The organism is Lactivibrio alcoholicus, assembly GCF_055390895.1.
On record NZ_AP042471.1, the window covers coordinates 2,405,255 to 2,420,875 of the forward strand.

Sequence of the window (15,621 nt, forward strand, 5' to 3'; positions counted from 1 at the left end):
TGAAGGCATTTGCTGGTCGGCACGAAAAAACTTGCGAAAGATTCCTTGACATTTTCCGAATGAATCTGTACAATCCCCGCAATTCGATATGCGGAACGGCGATGATCCGCGATGCCGAGGGAGGAACTTTTCGACAGAGATGGACGTTCAGCGGCTGAAAGGCGTCCTCGAGAATTCCCGGTGGCCCAAAGCGCGGTGAGCCGGAACGGAAAGCCCCGCAAGGGGGGTGAAGTACGTTCCCGGTCTGATCCCACGTCACGGGGTTCGAGAGTCGTCATGCCTCCGGCATGGCGTCAGCAGGGTGGTACCGCGGGCTTTTCACAAGAGGCTCGTCCCTTCGGGGACGGGCCTCTTTTTTTACTGACCGTCAGGTCGGACAGCAGAGGGAGGAATGCGAGATGCGTGCAGCGGTGGTCGGAGCGACGGGCGAAGTGGGGCGCATGATGACGCGCGTGCTCGAGGAGCAGCGCGTTTTCCCCGACGAACTGGATCTTTTTGCGTCGGCGAAGAGTGCGGGGACTGAAGTTGCCTTCAACGGAAAGAAACTCGCGGTGAAAGAGCTGACGAAAAAATCCATGAAAGCCGGGTACGACTATCTTCTGTTTTCCGCGGGGGCAACCGTGTCGCGGGAGTTCGCGCCCGTCGCGGCAGAGGCGGGGTCGGTCGTGATCGACAACTCGTCGGCGTTCCGGATGGACCCGGCCGTTCCGCTCGTCGTGCCGGAGATCAACGGCGCGACGCTTGCGGGCTACCGGGGCATCGTGGCGAACCCGAACTGCTCGACGATCCAGATGGTGCTGTCGCTGTCGAACGTCCATTCGCGGTTCGGCATCCGGTCGATCGTCGTGAGCACGTACCAGTCCGTCTCCGGCGCGGGGAAGAACGGGATGAACGAACTCGAAGACCAGATGCGCGGACACATCGCGCCGAAGAAGTTCGTGAAGCAGATCCACCTCAACGTCGTGCCGCAGATCGGATCGCTCCTCGAGAACGGCTTCACCGACGAGGAGATGAAGATGGTCAACGAGACGCGGAAGATCTTCTCGGACCCGGATATCGCCGTCTGGCCGACGACGGTGCGCGTTCCCGTGCTCTACGGGCACTCGGAGGCGATCCTGGTCGAGACGCGTCGCCCATCTTCGGTCCCGGAGATCTGCGAGGCCATCGAGGAGTCGGAGAACGTCATTCTCGTCGACGATATGGTCACGCCGCTCGAAGCGGCGGGGAGCGATGCGGTGTACGTCGCGCGCGTGCGGGCGTTCGACGCGACGCGGTTCCTTCTGTGGAACGTGGCGGACAACATCAGGGTCGGGGCAGCGACGAACGCGGTGCGGATCCTGAAGAAGCATAGAGAACTGAACGCATAATACGGGAGGTGCGGACAATGTTCAGAGGTACGGGTACGGCGGCGGTCACTCCTTTCAGGAACGGAAGCGTGGATTTCGAGGCGTTCGGGAAGTTCCTGAACTGGCAGATCGATTCGGGCGTGGAGTTCCTCGTCATTCTCGGGACGACGGGCGAAGCGGCGACGATGACGGCGGACGAACGCAGGGAGGTCATCTCCTTCGCGGTGAGGACGGCGAACAAGCGGGTCCCGGTCGTCATCGGGACGGGCTCCAACAGCACCGCGGCGACGATCGAACTTTCGAAGGCGGCCTTCGCGCTCGGCGCGGACGGCGTTCTTGTCGTCACCCCTTATTACAACAAGCCGACGCAGGAAGGGCTCTTCCGGCACTACAAGGCGGTTGCAGAATCCATCTCCGGCCCGCTCGTGATCTACAACGTCCCGGGGCGCACGGGGGTCAACATGCTCCCCGAGGCCGTGATCCGATGCGCGGCGATCCGGAACGTCGTCGGGGTCAAGGAGGCGTCGGGCAATATGGCGCAGATCGACGAACTCATCCGGGGCGTCCGGAAGGTCCGTCCCGATTTCGCGGTGCTCTCCGGCAACGACGACCAGGCGTTCCATCTCGTCTGTTCGGGCGGAGACGGACTGATCTCGGTGCTGTCGAACGTCATGCCGAAAGAGACGTCCGATATGGTGCGCCTGGCGCTCGACGGACGCATGAAGGACGCGTGCGACCTCCACATGCGCCTCTTCCCGCTCATGAAGAACCTGTTCATCGAGACGAACCCGATCCCCGTCAAGTACGCCGTCAGCCGGCTGGGCTTCTGCGCGAACGAACTCCGGCTGCCGCTCGTCGAGGCGACCGCGAAGTGCATGTCGGTGATCGACGCGAACATGGCGGAGTGCGGAGCGCGCGCATGAGGTACGGAGTCGTCGGCTCGAACGGCCGGATGGGGCAGGAACTCCTGAAGGTCTTCGCCGCGCACGAATGCGTCTACGCGGCGGACGTCGACGGCGTCCGCGAGACCGGCGCGCCGCAGGTCGTCCTCGATTTCTCCTCGCCGAAGGCGCTTCCGGTGACGATCGGCGCGTGCGAGCGCTTTCGGGCGGCGTGCGTCGTCGGGACGACCGCGCTCGGCGACGGCGACCTCGCGGCGCTGCGCGACCTCGCGACGCGCGTTCCCGTCGTCCAGAGCTTCAACTTCTCGCAGGGCGTCACGATCCTGAAGATGATGCTCCGATCGTTCGCCCCGCTCCTCGCGGCGTGGGACGTCGAGATCACGGAGACCCACCACAACAAGAAAAAGGACGCCCCGTCGGGGACGGCGATACTTCTCGGGAAGGCGGTCGGGCGCGACTGCCCGACTCACTCGCTGCGCCTGGGCGGCGTTCCCGGCGACCATTCAGTCGTCTTCGCGAACGACGGCGAGGTTCTCGAACTGTCGCACCGGGCGATATCGCGCTCGGTTTTCGCGCTCGGCGCGCTGCGCGCCGCGGAGTTCGCGCTCCGGGCGAAGCCCGGGTATTACACCTTCGAGGAGGTCATCGAATGCCGGAACGCGTAGATCAGCCGACCGCCGAACAACGGCCGGAACTGGACACCGGGGAGATCATCCGCTTCATCAAGGAATCGAAAAAGCGCACCCCCGTCCGCGTCTTCGTCTCCGGGAAGCTCAAGGGGGCCGACTGGGAGGGCGTCGCGTACGTCGGCGGCAACCGTTTCGGGCTGCTCACGGGAGACATGGCCGAGGTCATGGCGGTGGTCGAGGCGAACCGCGACCGCATCGAGGCGACGGACGTCGAGGTGCTCGCGCGGAACTCGGCCGTGCCGCTCGTCGATCTCACGCAATTCGAGGCGCGGATCGAACCCGGCGCGATCATCCGCGACCGCGTGTCGATCGGAAAGGGCGCGGTCATCATGATGGGCGCCGTGATCAACATCGGCGCGGTCGTCGGCGAGGGGACCATGATCGACATGAACGCGGTCCTCGGCGGACGCGCGCAGGTGGGGAAGAACTGCCACATCGGCGCCGGGGCGATCGTCGCGGGCGTGATCGAGCCCCCGAGCGCGACGCCGGTGGTCGTCGAGGACGACGTCCTCGTCGGCGCGAACGCCGTGATCCTCGAGGGTGTTCGCGTCGGAAAGAAATCAGTTGTCGCGGCGGGCGCGATCGTGACGGCCGATGTCCCGGCCGGAAGCGTCGTTGCCGGGTGTCCCGCGAAGGTGATCAAGAGAGTCGATGCGAAGACCGAGGGAAAGACGCAGATCGTTCAGGCGCTGCGGGAACTCGGAAACGACAGGTAGGGGGTCGGAAGGATGATCGTCCGGAAGTACGGAGGTTCTTCCGTGGCGACCCCGGAACGGATACGGTCCATAGCCGAAAAGATCGTTCCGCTCGTCCGGCAGGGCGAGCGCATGGCAGTGGTCGTGTCCGCGATGGGCAAGACCACGAACTCTCTTCTCGATCTGGCGGGAAACGTGGCGAGAAATCCCGTTCCGCGCGAACTCGACATGCTTCTCTCCACGGGTGAGCAGGTGACGGCGGCGCTGCTGGCGATGGCGCTCAACGAGGCGGGCGTTCCCGCGGTCTCGTACAACGCCTTCCAGCTCGGGATGGTCACGACTCCGTCGTTCGGAAACGCGCGGGTCGTCGACCTCAACGTCGGCAAGCTCGCGAAGGAGCTCGAAAAACGGGGTGTCGTCGTCGTTACCGGGTTTCAGGGCGTAACTGAGGACGGCGACCTGACGACGCTCGGGCGCGGCGGATCGGACACGTCCGCGGTGGCTATCGCGGCGAAGTGCCGGTGCCGCTGCGAGATCTACAGCGACGTCGCCGGCGTCTACACGTGCGATCCGCATGTCGTGCCCGGAGCACGAAAACTCGAGTACATCACGTGCGACGAGATGCTGGAACTCGCGGCGCAGGGGGCGAAGGTGCTTCACTCCCGCGCCGTCGAGATCGCGAAAAAACATTCGGTGGAGCTGTACTGCGCCTCCACCTTCTCCGCTGAAAGGGGGACGTATGTGGTGGGCACGCTGCCTGAATGGCTCGAACAGCCTGTGGTCACCGGCGTTACGTCGGACACGAACCAGATGAAGGTGACGGTGAACTGTATTCCCGGCGATACGGCCGTGTTCGCTGCGGTCTTCGGGGCTCTTGCCGACAAGGGAATCAATATCGACATGATCTCGACGGTGAGCGAGAACGGGCATTCGCATCTCACGTTCACGGTCGTCGATTCCTCGGTCCGGGTCGCGCGGGAAACGTTGGAAGGAGTGCTGTCGCGATACGCGGGATGGATCGTCGGCGTCGACGAATCTGTCGCGAAGGTATCCGCCGTGGGTGTCGGGATGAAATCCGCGCCCGGCGTGGCGGCGAGATTCTTCGTCGCGCTCGACAAGGCCGGGGTCCGCATGGTCGGGACGACGACGTCGGAGATCAAGATCTCGGCGCTCGTTCCGCGGGATGAGGCGAAACGGGCAGTGGAATTTCTCGCAAAAGAGTTCGGACTTGCGGACGAGACGGATGACTGAATGATGCTGAGGCGGGGAGGAGGGAGCACCCTCCTCCCCGTTTTTTTCTTTTGGGGCGAAGCGCGTCTCCGCATGTTGCGGAGACGGGAACAGGCTTCTATAATCGAATCATTAAATCGCCGGATCCTGCCGCTCCGAATACCGTTCGCGCTCCACGATCGTCCATTGGATGATCGTGCCTTCCCTCTCTCGCAGAGCCTGACCGCAATTGCTGGGGAATCCGGCCTGACACATCCGAAAGGGTGGCTGTTCGTGAAGAAACCAGCGTTTCTGCAAGCGGCCTTTTTCCTGAAATTTTTCTGTCTCGCGCTTCTCGTGCTGGCGTGGTCGGTGCTCGTTTTTTCGCTGCGTCGCGACCGACAGAACGAGATCGCGGCCGCTTTCCGGCAGACGGACAACCTCGCCCGGGCGTTCGAGGAGCACACATTGCGGACGGTCGAGAACGTCAGACAGGTCCTCTCCTCGATGAAGGAGCTCTATGAAAAGCGCGCCGGACACATCTACGGAAGTTTCGCCGACGCCGCGAACGCGGCCATCGCCCGATATGCCGTCGAGAGCAACGTCGCGCAGGCCGAACTGTTGAATCTCCTCAGCATCGCCGACGCGAGCGGCGACCTCGTCCTCAGCAGCCAGATCCCGTTCCGGAAGGTCAATGTCGTCTTCCGACCGTTCTTCACGGACCATCGCGGCGACCCGTCGAAGACCTTTCTTATCGGCGACCCGATTCTCGGGAGCGCGACGGGGAAGTGGTATATCCCGATGAGCATGCGGCTCGAAAACGCGGACGGATCGTTCTCGGGCGTCGTCCTGGCCTCGGTGAACCCCTATTACTTTTCGGACTTCTACCGTCAGGTCCGCCTGGGGGAAAAGGGAAGCGTCCTTCTCGTCGGTCCATCGGGAAGCGTCCTTGCGGGGTTCATAGGAGACGAGTCTCTTCCGTTCGGGACGTCGGTCGCGTCGAGCGACGTCGCCAGGACTATGAATGGCGCTACCTACGGCGTGTGCATCTGCGACGGTCCGACCGACACGGTGCGCCGGATCGTGAGTTTTCGCTCGGTCGACCCCTACCGGAATCTCGTCGTCATCGTCGGAATGTCGGAGGATGAAATCCTCGCGGGGTACCGGAACAGGAGGAATTACGAAATTCTCGCGATCCTCGCGTTCTCCGTCTTCGTCGGGGTTTTCTTCCTTTTGTCGAGCCGGGCGATGCAACGAGAACAGGAGACCCGGGACGCGCTCCGACTCAAGGTCGAGGAAGAACGGCGGGCGCAGGAAATGCTCGTGCATGCTCACAGGGAACTCTCGCAGGCCTATGAGGATACCATCAAGGGATGGGCCGGAGCTCTCGAACTCCGGGATCTCGAGACGGGGGGACATTCGAGTCGCGTGACGGAGTTGACGGTCCGGATCGCCCGAAGGATGGGCGTCCCGGAGGATACTCTGCCGTATATTCACTACGGCGCCCTGCTGCACGACGTAGGGAAGATGGGAATACCGGACGGGATCCTGCTCAAGCCCGGCCCGCTCACGGAGGATGAATGGGGCGTCATGAAACGGCACCCGTCCTATGCGGCGGACCTTCTCTCGCAGATCGGTTTTCTGTCTCCGGCGCTCGAGATTCCGACCTCTCACCACGAGAAATGGGACGGCACTGGATATCCGAAAGGCTTGCGCGGCGAGGGCATCCCGATCGCCGCAAGGATCTTCGCTGTCGTCGACGTATGGGACGCGCTGCTGTCCAATCGGCCTTACAGGAAAGCGTGGGCCGAAGAAGAAGCGCGCGCCCACATCCGCGAATCGAGCGGAACACACTTCGACCCGCGCGTCGTCGATGTTTTCTTCAGCGTCCTCGACGAACGCTAGTCGAAGAAACGGTCCCATCCCGAGTATCCCGAATTGTATACTAAGTTTATTGTAACATGTTTTTATTGAGGATTGAATTCGATAAAATTTGTCTTATAATATTCCGCATACTTGTTTCGACGGGGGAAAATATGTATCAATCATGAGGGACGAACGCCCGGTGTTTCGCTCCGGAATCAGGGAGAGTGGTCGTGATGAAGTTCAGGCTGAAGTTGCAGTGGAGGATCACGTTGTTTGTTCTGGCGGCGGTTTTATCGGCTTTTGTGGTCATCATCGGGGCGACGAGCTTCATGAACCGGAAGGAAAGCATGAAACTCGCCGAGTCGTTCGCGATCAGTCAGTCGCAAGCGTATTCTGGCGTCGTTCAGGAGTCTCTTGGTAAGCCCCTGATTGCCGCGAGAACACTGGCGCACATTCTCGAGGGAATCTGCGAGTCGGAGAGTCCCGACCGGGAGGCGGTCAACAGGATTCTCCACAGGATTCTTGAGAGAAATCCGGAGTTTCTCGGCGTATGGACCTGTTGGGAGCCGAACGAGTTCGACGGAAGAGACGCCGAGTTCGCGGGAACGAAGGGACATGACGCGACGGGGCGCTTCATTCCGTACTGGAACCGCGGCGCGGATGGAAAGAAAACCTTTGAGCCGCTTTCCGGATACGACAAACCGGGAGATGGGGACTATTATCTTCTCCCACTGAAACTGGGCCGGGAGTGCCTTCTCGAACCCTTCGAGTACGAGGTGGCTGGGAAGAAGACGCTGCTCACGACTCTTTCCGTTCCTGTGGAATCAAGGGGGAGGCGCGTCGGCGTCGCGGGTGTCGATGTGGCTCTGGATTCTCTCAATGAAGTCACGAAGAATCTGCGGCTGTATGAAACGGGCTTCGGGCGGCTCCTCTCGTACGGGGGGCTGGTCGTGGCGCATCCGGACGCTTCGAGAGTCGGGAAGCCTGCGGGAGAAATCGGACAGAATGGCGGAGATCGATTCCTGAAACGTCTTCGGGATGGAGAAACCTGGTTCGAAGACGCGTGGTCCGAATCGCTGAAGCGAATGACGCTGAAAGCGTATGTTCCCGTGCGGATCGGCGATACGGGAACTCCATGGTGTTTCGGAACAGTCATTCCCGAAGAAGAGGTCATGGCATCCTCGAATCGCCTTCTTGGCGTCACGCTCATTTTCTCTCTCGTGGGAACCCTTTTCGTCGTTGCTGCGGTCTGGTTCGTCGCGCGAAAAATCGTCAAGCCGATCAGGCAGGTCGTTATCCTGGCGGGCAGGGCGCAAAAGGGCGATCTGACGATCGGGCGCGAGGAATTCGGAATACGGTCGAACGACGAACTCGGAGATATGGCCGACGCGCTCGCAGAAATGATATGGAATCAGCGAAATTCGATCCGGGCCATCGCCTCCGCAGCAGGGAAGCTCGAGAGCAGCGCGGAGGAGTTTTCATCCCTCGCCGAAGAATCGAACGCCGGTGTCGGAGAATCCAGGTCCGGAGTATATAACGTTTCCGAACAGATGGAGAGTCTTGCCGCCGCGAGCGAGGAAATCAACGCGAGCGTCGAGGAGGTTGCGGGCGGAGCGCAGTCGTCGGCGAACAAAGGTACGGAAATGGCTGCGGACGTCGAACGGGCGCGACTTGCCGGAGAAGAGGGAATGACGGCCGTCGAAAAGGTCGTGTCGAGTATCGGTGGCGTAGCGGAGAGCGCAGGGAGATCGGCGCAGGAAGTGAGGACGCTTGGGGCGCGTGCGAGGGAGATACAGAACTTCGTGACGCAGATCGGAGGGATTGCGGACCAGACGAATCTGCTGGCGCTGAACGCGGCGATCGAGGCTGCCAGAGCCGGGGAAGCGGGGCGTGGGTTCGCGGTCGTTGCGGAGGAAGTGAGGAAACTTGCCGAAGAGAGCAACGGTGCGGCAAGCAAGATCGCTGTTCTGGCGCAGGAGATTACGACGGAGCTGGACAAGGTGGTCGTTTCCTCGGAAAAGAGCGCCGGAGATTCCGGGGAATCAAGCGTCCTTGCGCGTGAAACCCGAGAGACCATCAGGAAGATGATGGAGGTGCTTTCTCGAATTTCAGCGGCGACGCAGGATCTGGCCGCAGTTTCGGAGGAACAGGCGGCTTCGAGCGAGGAGATAGCGGGAGCGGTTCAGAGTATTGCGGAGCGCGTTTCCGCTTCGGCATCGTCTGCTGAGAAGATTCGTTCCCGGATGGCGGAAGTGGCGACGGTTTCGGAGAAGGTGGCGTCCGGATCGCAGGATCTCGCGTCGCTGTCGGTGGAATTGCGGAGGTTGGTAAGCGAGTTCAGGATCGACGACGGATGTCAGGAAAGCGGGCTTGTTGCAACGACGAGAGGTTGAGGGCACGGAAGGTCCGGCTCCGTGGACGTGGAGCCGGACCTTCCGTCGGATGGCAGTAACTCGAAAAGGGCTCTCGCCGTCCGACGAACGTTAGTCGAAGAAGCGGCAGACCTCGTCGACGGAAGCGCGCGACGAGCAGAATTCGTTGGCAGGGCTCGCGGGATTCGGATATCCTGCCGCGACCGCGACGACGAACGCAAGTTCCGGCGGAACGGACAGAACCTCCCGCATCTGCCGGTCGGCCGTCCGGACGAAGCCGATCGCGCACGTTCCGAGGCCTTCGGCGTGAGCTGCGAGCGTCAGGTACGTCATGATCGACCCGCAGCAGACGAGTCGTCCCGGCAGCAGATCTTCGTGGACGTACACCATGACGACGGCCGGAGCTCCGAAGAACCGGAAGCTCCCCTCCGGAATGAACTCCCCTCCGCACCCGATCCGGCGGAAGAAGGGCTCCGCCTCCCGGTAGAGACCGCGGCGACGTTCGGAATACCTCTCGGGAGCCGGTTTCGCGAGTCCCGGCGAAGCGATGGCTCCGTCCCCCTCGAAAGCGGCGTTGACGGCGCTCCGCAGGCGCTCCATGGTTTCCCCGCATACGGCGAAGAGTTCCCACGGTTGCATGTTTCCGGCACTCGGCGCGCGCTGCGCGCTCTCGACGATCCGACGCAGCGTATCTTTCTGAACGGGCGTATCGAGAAAGACGCGTGTCGAACGGCGCGTCCGCAGTCCTTCACTCAGTTCCATGTCGATTCCTCCTCCTCCGTCGCGTGTGCGACGGAATCTCTTCTTCACGAGAATCATACCCCGGAAGCGGAACCTCCGCACGAGAACATCCAGGGTCCGACCAGGTCCGGAAGGGAGTATACTCATCGCGTCGCGCTCCTTTCCCCGGAGTGGGCGGACGCGCCCGGCAGGGGGATCCCGCATAATCGCCTCACGTATGGACGACGCGACACCAACTTTCTTCGGGGGGGGGCATTTTCTTGTATTCAGAAGCGCTCCAGAAATATCTTCCCGCATTCCTCGACCGCGAGGAACGCTTCCTGCGCGCGTACGATCCCGCTCTTCGGAACGGACTGGAAGGGCGTTCGTGGACCCGCGGCGAGTTCTGGGACATGGCGCGCCGCGCCGCGGCCGTATTGCGGCGTTGCGGCCTCGGCAAGGGGGATACGTTCGTCAATGCCTACGGGAAGAACACGCCCGAGGACATGATGTTCCGGCTCGGGGCGACGATGGTCGGGGCGGTTCCCGTTACGGTCAACTGGCAGGCGGACGGCGTCGAGCAGATGGCCTACAAGATCGGACTCACCGAATGTCGTCTGATGCTCCACGACGCGTCGTTTCTGGATCTCGCCGCTCCCGAGATGACGGCGGACATGGGCGATTTCAGGACGCAGCTCCTCGCGCGCTTCCCGAAACTCGCGGAATACGACGTCGCGAACCTTTCCGGCGAGGCTCCGATGTCGGAAGACGAGTTCCTTCCGGATCTGACGGGCGACGACGACCGGATCGTCATTTTCACGTCGGGGACGACGGGGCACCCCAAGGGAGCACGGCTCACCTACGGAAGCTACGAGAACAACGACGCGGCGCTCGGAACGTATCTCCTCCTCGACCGCGTGGGAGCTCTGCCGGGCGGAAGAGGGTCGCTCTTCCTGCTCATCAATCCGCTGCATCACGCGAACTCGACGGCCGTATCCGATATGCTCGTCCGACGGCCGCATTCCGAGATTCTTCTCTTCCCGCGTTACGGGACGTTCTACTGGAAGGCCGTGGCCGAGTGTGTCGACGAAGGGGATCGACGGCGGATCGCGCCGACCGTGGCGCGCCACTTCGACTATCTTGAGCATCTCCGGGAGACGAACGCTCTTCCCGTCGACGAAGGGCGGCTCCGCGAGGCGATGAGGAAAGTCGAGTTCGTCCTCGGTTCCGCTCCCGTCGGGCCGACGACGGTCGACCGCCTCAGGCGCTGGACGGGCCGGATCCCGAGCGTCCGCTTCGGTTCCACGGAGACGTGTTTCCACGTTCTGGGGACGCCGCTCGACATGTCGGACGAACGCCGGATGGCCGCTTTCGAACGGGGGTGGAATCACGCGCCCGAGACGGGATACTGGATCGGACGGCCTCACCCTCCCCTCACGGAGGTTCGGATCGTGGAACAGGTCGACCCCACGAAAGAGGGATATATGCGCGAGTGCGCCGAAGGACAGTCCGGATACATGGTCTGCCGGGGCGGCAATGTCATGAAAGCGTACGTGAAGAACGACGAAGGGACGGATCGCGTGTTGCGGGACGGCTGGTACCTCGGGTTGCTCGACATCGCGTTCCGACTCACGAATCCCGACGATGGCGGAACCGATTTCTACTGGGTCGGGCGCGATTCGGCGCTCGTTATCCGCGGGGGAGCCAATTACGCGTGCGACCAGATCAATGTCGAACTCTGCCGGTTTGTCGAGAAGAGGTACGGGTTGCCCTGTGACGACTTCGATCTCGCCGTTGCGGGGCTGCGGCTCGTCAGCGAGCACGAAGATTCCTGCTGCGTCACGGTGGAGCTGAAGAGCGAGCGAGCCAGGGAGTGCGCCGACGAGATCCGAAGAACATTCCTTCCCGAGGCGAGACATTCTGTCTCCAAGGGGGCGAAGCCGGACTTTCTCCGTTTCGGCGAGGTCTTCAGGACTTTCAAGGGGACGATCCGATTGGCGGAGATCAAAAGGGCTTGGATGGACGACTTCCGCCAGAAAGAGTGACGTCCGTCGCTCTTTCTGGCGGATCTAGCGGTCCCTTCCGCCGTCGAACGGAAGGGACCGCCCTTTTTTATCCGAGCGGTCTCTTCCCCACCAGCCGGAGGGAGAACAGGCTGGTCGCCATAGCTATCAGCACGACTCCGAATCCGGCGAGATATCCCGACGCGGTGTATGTTCCAGGGACGGCCGCCGGAAAGAAGTTGATGATGACCCCGGTTCCCCATTGGAAGACGACGGCCATCAGAACGACGATCATGTTCATGGCTCCGAAGATCGCGCCATTGTTCCCCTTCCCCGAGAGCGCGTTGACCCCCGCCATCGCGAACACGCCCCGCATTCCGGAAGAAACGCCGACGAGAAGGGTCGCGATTCCAGCGATCTGGAGCGGCAGCCCCGCCGCGACGACGCCGAAGAGTATCGCCCACGCGAGGGTATTGCCGATGCAGACGTTCCGGATCGTTCCGGGAAGCGTCTCGGGACGGATGATGCGCCCTCCGCTGATGAGAGGTCCGAGCATCATCCCGAAGCTGATCATCGACGCCCAGAAACGGGCCGCCCCTGGAGCCGCGCCGTAGGCCGCCACGAACCAGGAGACGCCCCAGAGTCCCTGGAACGTCAACATCGAGGCAGAGGAGATCGCCCAGAGGATCAGGAGTCCCCGCATCCGACGATTGCGGATCACGTACGCCAGCGCGTCGCGTATCTCAGGGAGCAGGGAGGAGAGCGGACGACGTTCTCTTCGCGCCGCGACGGCGCGAAGCGGATCGCGTTTCGCGGAACGTCCGAGGACGACCATGACGGCGAGATTGACGGCCGTGAGAAACGCGAAGGTCGTCCCGATGCCGAACGTATCGAGTACGAACCCGAGCGGGGCGACGGAAACGATCGCGCCGAGATTCGAAAGCGCGAAGTTGATGCCTGCGTAGAAACAGTAGCGCTCCTGCGGGAACGCGAACGATTGGAAGACGAGCGTCGCTCCGTACATCGGCGCGACGCCGAGACCCGAGAGAAGCCGCCAGGCGCCAAGCGTGAACGGCGTTCGCATGAACGTCATGAGCAGGCTCGACGCGGCGGTTACGAACAGCCCCGCAGTGACGACGCGCACGGGGCCGAACCGGTCGTGAAGGACTCCGGCGACGGGCTGCATGAACGCGTAGGAGTAAAAGTGAAGACTCGAGACGAAGCCCGTCATCGCGGCGCTCATCGCGAGTCGTTCCGCTTCCATCGGCATAACGACCGAGGCCGAGATCCGGAAGAAGATCCCGATGAAGTACGCCGAGACGAGCAGAAGAAAGACCGGGAACGGCGGGTCCGATACGAGTTCGCTGAGATTCTTTCTCGACAGCGGCATTGTTCGTTCTTCCCGGCACTCAGCGGAGACTTCCGCCGGAAAGGGCGCGAAGCGCCGAGAGACTCGCGGCGAGGAGCGCAAGGATGATCCCGAAGCATACGAGATATCCCGTCGCGTCGTGCGTCCCCGGAATCGCCCTCGGGAAACGGTTGATGATCCATCCCGTCCCGAACTGGAAGGTCGCGGCCGTTCCGACTACGAGCATGTTCATGACGCCGAAGGTCGCGCCTTTTTCGTTCGGAGCGGAGAGGGCGTTGACGCCTCCCATCGTGAAGACGTCGCGGATCGCACAGGAGATTCCGAGCAGAAGGCTCGCGATTCCGGCGACCCGGATCGGAAAACGGAGCGCGATCACGGTGACGAGAAACGCCCAAAAGAGCGTATTGCCCAGGCAGGAGACGCGAATGAGCTTCGGAAGGTCTTCGGATGTAGCGCGTACCTTCGCGGTCAGCGGGGAACCGGCCATCATTCCGAGGCGGACGGCCTCCATCGGGAGAACGAGCGAGGCGGAGATCCTGAAGAGCGGACTCATGAAAGAGGCGCTCACGAGGACAGCATACAAAGTGTGAGCCTGTTTCATCGGAAGGGGAGAGAAAGAGCCCGTTTCGTGGGGATCGCATTGTTTTGCCTGACGAAATATCATCGAATTCTTTCCTTTCGTACGTCTGACGGCGATACGATGCGTTTTTCCTGAGCGCAAAGCATAACACAAATCTGCATTTCGGGGCGGCGGATCGCCGTCGGAATGAATGGAGTGGTACACTGAAAAAAACGGACGCCCTCCCGGATCGGGGGCGTCGCATTCTGAAGGGACGTGACGGGAATGGACGAACACGACGCTCAGGGACGGAGACGCCATGCAGGAGACGAATTCATCCGGGCGACCCTGTATCGGAACATGCCGCAGCAATCGGACCAGGAGCTGACGCTGCCCCAGCCGCCCTACGAACTTCCGGTCGCCTCCGGCGCGGCGCTTGTGCGCTTGCCGTCGCCCGAGAGCTGTGTCGTTTCCCCGGTGGACCTCAGGGCGGCGATCGAAGGGAGGAGAAGCGTCCGGGAATATTCCGACAAGCCGCTCTCTTCCGACGAGCTTTCGTGGCTCCTGTGGGCGACGCAGGGGGTTCAGAGCATCTGGACGGAGCGGAAGGTGACGCTCCGCACGGTTCCTTCTGCCGGATGCCGGCACCCCTTCGAGACGTACCTCGCGCTGTCGCGCGTCGACGGCGTCGTTCCGGGGATGTATCGCTACGTCGCGTCGTCGCACGCGCTCGAACCTCTTTCGGCAGGCGTCGGATCCATCGAACGCCTCGTCGCGGCGTGTCACCGGCAGAAGTTCATGCTCTCGGCGGCCGCGATCTTCTTCTGGACGGCCGTGGCCTACCGTTCGGAATGGAGGTACAAGGAACGGGCGTGGCGATATTTCTTCCTCGACGCGGGGCACGTATGCCAGAACCTCTACCTCGCGGCCGCGCCGATCGGGTGCGGCGTCTGCGGCATCGGGGCCTTCGACGACGAGGAAGTCTCCAGGATCCTCGGTCTCGAGGATCCCGCCGCGACGCGGTCCGGGAGCATCCCCGTGTACGGGGCCGTCGTCGGAAAGCAGTCGTTATAGAGCGGCGTCGGGCGTTTTCGCGGACGCCAGATATCGCTTCGTCCACGGGCATGCGGCGATGCAGCGTCCGCAGATCATGTGCGACAGTGCGCGTTCGTCCCTGACGCGCAGGAGTTCCGCGGCGCAGGCCCGGATGTCGAGGAACTCGTCCCTGTGGAGCCCGGCGCGCCACGATTTCCCCGACGGAGCGTGCGCCGGGCAGAGACGAACGCATTCGGAACACGCTCCGCAGGAGGCGACCTCGACGGGATCGCCGGGATCGAGCGGGGCGTTCGTGAGAATCGTCGAGAGCCTGACGGCCGATCCGAATTCGCGCGTGACGAGGATGTCCGATTTCCCGATCCATCCGATTCCCGATCGCGTGGCCGCGATCTTGTGCGGCAGCGGTGATGTCCATGTGATCCGATCGTAGTTCCCTGCGGACGCCGCGTAGGCCTTCGCGTCGTATCCGGCCGCCCGGAGGAACGCCGCCCCTTTCTCGGCGAGGTCCGTCAGAAGCGCGTTGGAACGTGTGTATTCCCCTTCGTATTCGCGCGTCGGGCCGTCGGAGACCCCGGCGATGATATCCGGGTCCAGTGCGACGACGATCGAGACTCCTGTCGGGAGGTCGGGCCGGTCGCGGTCGCCGATGGAGCTGAGATCGGCGATCCCGACGCGGTCGGCCCCGGCGGACAGAAGCAGGTCGCGCAGCGATTGCGTGAGTGTCATGAATGGCCCCCCTTTGCGGAGCTATGTGCGCCGCGTCTGTCTGCAAGAATACCACGAATTGCCGTTACCCGTCCTCTCCGCGATAGCGGAGAGGATCGTAGCGGAGCGC

Annotated in this window: 13 protein-coding genes; 9 read left to right on the forward strand and 4 right to left on the reverse strand. The window is 62.5% G+C overall.

What is annotated here, in order from left to right:
* The first annotated feature begins 398 nt into the window (after positions 1 to 398).
* The 7 genes from ACZ5IU_RS11035 (at position 399) to ACZ5IU_RS11065 (ending at position 9,100) form a co-directional block, all read left to right on the forward strand.
* Complete coding sequence (locus ACZ5IU_RS11035) at positions 399 to 1,367, forward strand: aspartate-semialdehyde dehydrogenase (protein ID WP_464417241.1); 969 nt, start codon at positions 399 to 401, stop codon at positions 1,365 to 1,367.
* 17 nt (positions 1,368 to 1,384) lie between these two features.
* Positions 1,385 to 2,269: a 4-hydroxy-tetrahydrodipicolinate synthase gene (gene dapA / locus ACZ5IU_RS11040; protein ID WP_464417243.1), complete on the forward strand. Its 885-nt coding sequence runs from the start codon at positions 1,385 to 1,387 to the stop codon at positions 2,267 to 2,269.
* Positions 2,266 to 2,913: a 4-hydroxy-tetrahydrodipicolinate reductase gene (locus ACZ5IU_RS11045; protein ID WP_464417245.1), complete on the forward strand. Its 648-nt coding sequence runs from the start codon at positions 2,266 to 2,268 to the stop codon at positions 2,911 to 2,913. The genes dapA and ACZ5IU_RS11045 overlap by 4 nt, the downstream gene beginning before the upstream one ends.
* Entirely contained in the window at positions 2,898 to 3,653 is a 756-nt protein-coding gene (gene dapD / locus ACZ5IU_RS11050; protein WP_464417247.1) for a 2,3,4,5-tetrahydropyridine-2,6-dicarboxylate N-acetyltransferase, read from the forward strand. The genes ACZ5IU_RS11045 and dapD overlap by 16 nt, the downstream gene beginning before the upstream one ends.
* Positions 3,654 to 3,665: 12 nt before the next feature.
* Positions 3,666 to 4,883 (forward strand): aspartate kinase, encoded by a 1,218-nt coding sequence (locus ACZ5IU_RS11055; protein ID WP_464417249.1) that lies wholly within the window; start codon positions 3,666 to 3,668, stop codon positions 4,881 to 4,883.
* Positions 4,884 to 5,135: 252 nt separating this feature from the next.
* Positions 5,136 to 6,746: an HD domain-containing phosphohydrolase gene (locus ACZ5IU_RS11060; protein ID WP_464417251.1), complete on the forward strand. Its 1,611-nt coding sequence runs from the start codon at positions 5,136 to 5,138 to the stop codon at positions 6,744 to 6,746.
* A 194-nt stretch (positions 6,747 to 6,940) separates the two neighbouring features.
* Positions 6,941 to 9,100: a methyl-accepting chemotaxis protein gene (locus ACZ5IU_RS11065; protein ID WP_464417253.1), complete on the forward strand. Its 2,160-nt coding sequence runs from the start codon at positions 6,941 to 6,943 to the stop codon at positions 9,098 to 9,100.
* A gap of 90 nt (positions 9,101 to 9,190) precedes the next feature.
* Here the strand turns inward: ACZ5IU_RS11065 and ACZ5IU_RS11070 are convergent, their stop codons facing one another.
* Complete coding sequence (locus ACZ5IU_RS11070; RefSeq protein ID WP_464417255.1) at positions 9,191 to 9,841, reverse strand: nitroreductase; 651 nt, start codon at positions 9,839 to 9,841, stop codon at positions 9,191 to 9,193.
* Positions 9,842 to 10,080: 239 nt separating this feature from the next.
* Here ACZ5IU_RS11070 and ACZ5IU_RS11075 point away from each other — a divergent pair, with 239 nt between their 5' ends.
* Positions 10,081 to 11,844: an AMP-binding protein gene (locus tag ACZ5IU_RS11075; RefSeq protein ID WP_464417257.1), complete on the forward strand. Its 1,764-nt coding sequence runs from the start codon at positions 10,081 to 10,083 to the stop codon at positions 11,842 to 11,844.
* 67 nt (positions 11,845 to 11,911) lie between these two features.
* Here the strand turns inward: ACZ5IU_RS11075 and ACZ5IU_RS11080 are convergent, their stop codons facing one another.
* Both ACZ5IU_RS11080 and ACZ5IU_RS11085 read right to left on the reverse strand, forming a co-directional pair.
* Entirely contained in the window at positions 11,912 to 13,192 is a 1,281-nt protein-coding gene (locus ACZ5IU_RS11080; RefSeq protein WP_464417259.1) for an MFS transporter, read from the reverse strand.
* A 19-nt stretch (positions 13,193 to 13,211) separates the two neighbouring features.
* Positions 13,212 to 13,724: a hypothetical protein gene (locus ACZ5IU_RS11085; protein ID WP_464417261.1), complete on the reverse strand. Its 513-nt coding sequence runs from the start codon at positions 13,722 to 13,724 to the stop codon at positions 13,212 to 13,214.
* Between the two features lie 291 nt (positions 13,725 to 14,015).
* On the opposite strand from ACZ5IU_RS11085, the gene ACZ5IU_RS11090 reads away from it, so the two are divergent.
* On the forward strand, positions 14,016 to 14,804 hold the full coding sequence (locus ACZ5IU_RS11090; RefSeq protein ID WP_464417263.1) for a SagB/ThcOx family dehydrogenase: 789 nt from the start codon (positions 14,016 to 14,018) through the stop codon (positions 14,802 to 14,804).
* Here ACZ5IU_RS11090 and ACZ5IU_RS11095 read toward each other — a convergent pair.
* Positions 14,799 to 15,512, reverse strand: a complete 714-nt coding sequence (locus ACZ5IU_RS11095) for a 4Fe-4S binding protein (protein WP_464417265.1) — start codon at positions 15,510 to 15,512, stop codon at positions 14,799 to 14,801. The genes ACZ5IU_RS11090 and ACZ5IU_RS11095 overlap by 6 nt on opposite strands.
* Between the last annotated feature and the right edge of the window lie 109 nt (positions 15,513 to 15,621).

Bases quoted from the DNA above. Each gene is read 5' to 3' on its own strand.
- ACZ5IU_RS11085 (WP_464417261.1), bottom strand. From the start codon at position 13,724: ATGAGTCCGCTCTTCAGGATCTCCGCCTCGCTCGTTCTCCCGATGGAG.
- dapD (WP_464417247.1), top strand. From the start codon at position 2,898: ATGCCGGAACGCGTAGATCAGCCGACCGCCGAACAACGGCCGGAACTG.
- ACZ5IU_RS11090 (WP_464417263.1), top strand. From the start codon at position 14,016: ATGGACGAACACGACGCTCAGGGACGGAGACGCCATGCAGGAGACGAA.
- ACZ5IU_RS11065 (WP_464417253.1), top strand. From the start codon at position 6,941: ATGAAGTTCAGGCTGAAGTTGCAGTGGAGGATCACGTTGTTTGTTCTG.
- dapA (WP_464417243.1), top strand. From the start codon at position 1,385: ATGTTCAGAGGTACGGGTACGGCGGCGGTCACTCCTTTCAGGAACGGA.
- ACZ5IU_RS11080 (WP_464417259.1), bottom strand. From the start codon at position 13,192: ATGCCGCTGTCGAGAAAGAATCTCAGCGAACTCGTATCGGACCCGCCG.
- ACZ5IU_RS11035 (WP_464417241.1), top strand. From the start codon at position 399: ATGCGTGCAGCGGTGGTCGGAGCGACGGGCGAAGTGGGGCGCATGATG.
- ACZ5IU_RS11045 (WP_464417245.1), top strand. From the start codon at position 2,266: ATGAGGTACGGAGTCGTCGGCTCGAACGGCCGGATGGGGCAGGAACTC.
- ACZ5IU_RS11070 (WP_464417255.1), bottom strand. From the start codon at position 9,841: ATGGAACTGAGTGAAGGACTGCGGACGCGCCGTTCGACACGCGTCTTT.
- ACZ5IU_RS11095 (WP_464417265.1), bottom strand. From the start codon at position 15,512: ATGACACTCACGCAATCGCTGCGCGACCTGCTTCTGTCCGCCGGGGCC.
- ACZ5IU_RS11055 (WP_464417249.1), top strand. From the start codon at position 3,666: ATGATCGTCCGGAAGTACGGAGGTTCTTCCGTGGCGACCCCGGAACGG.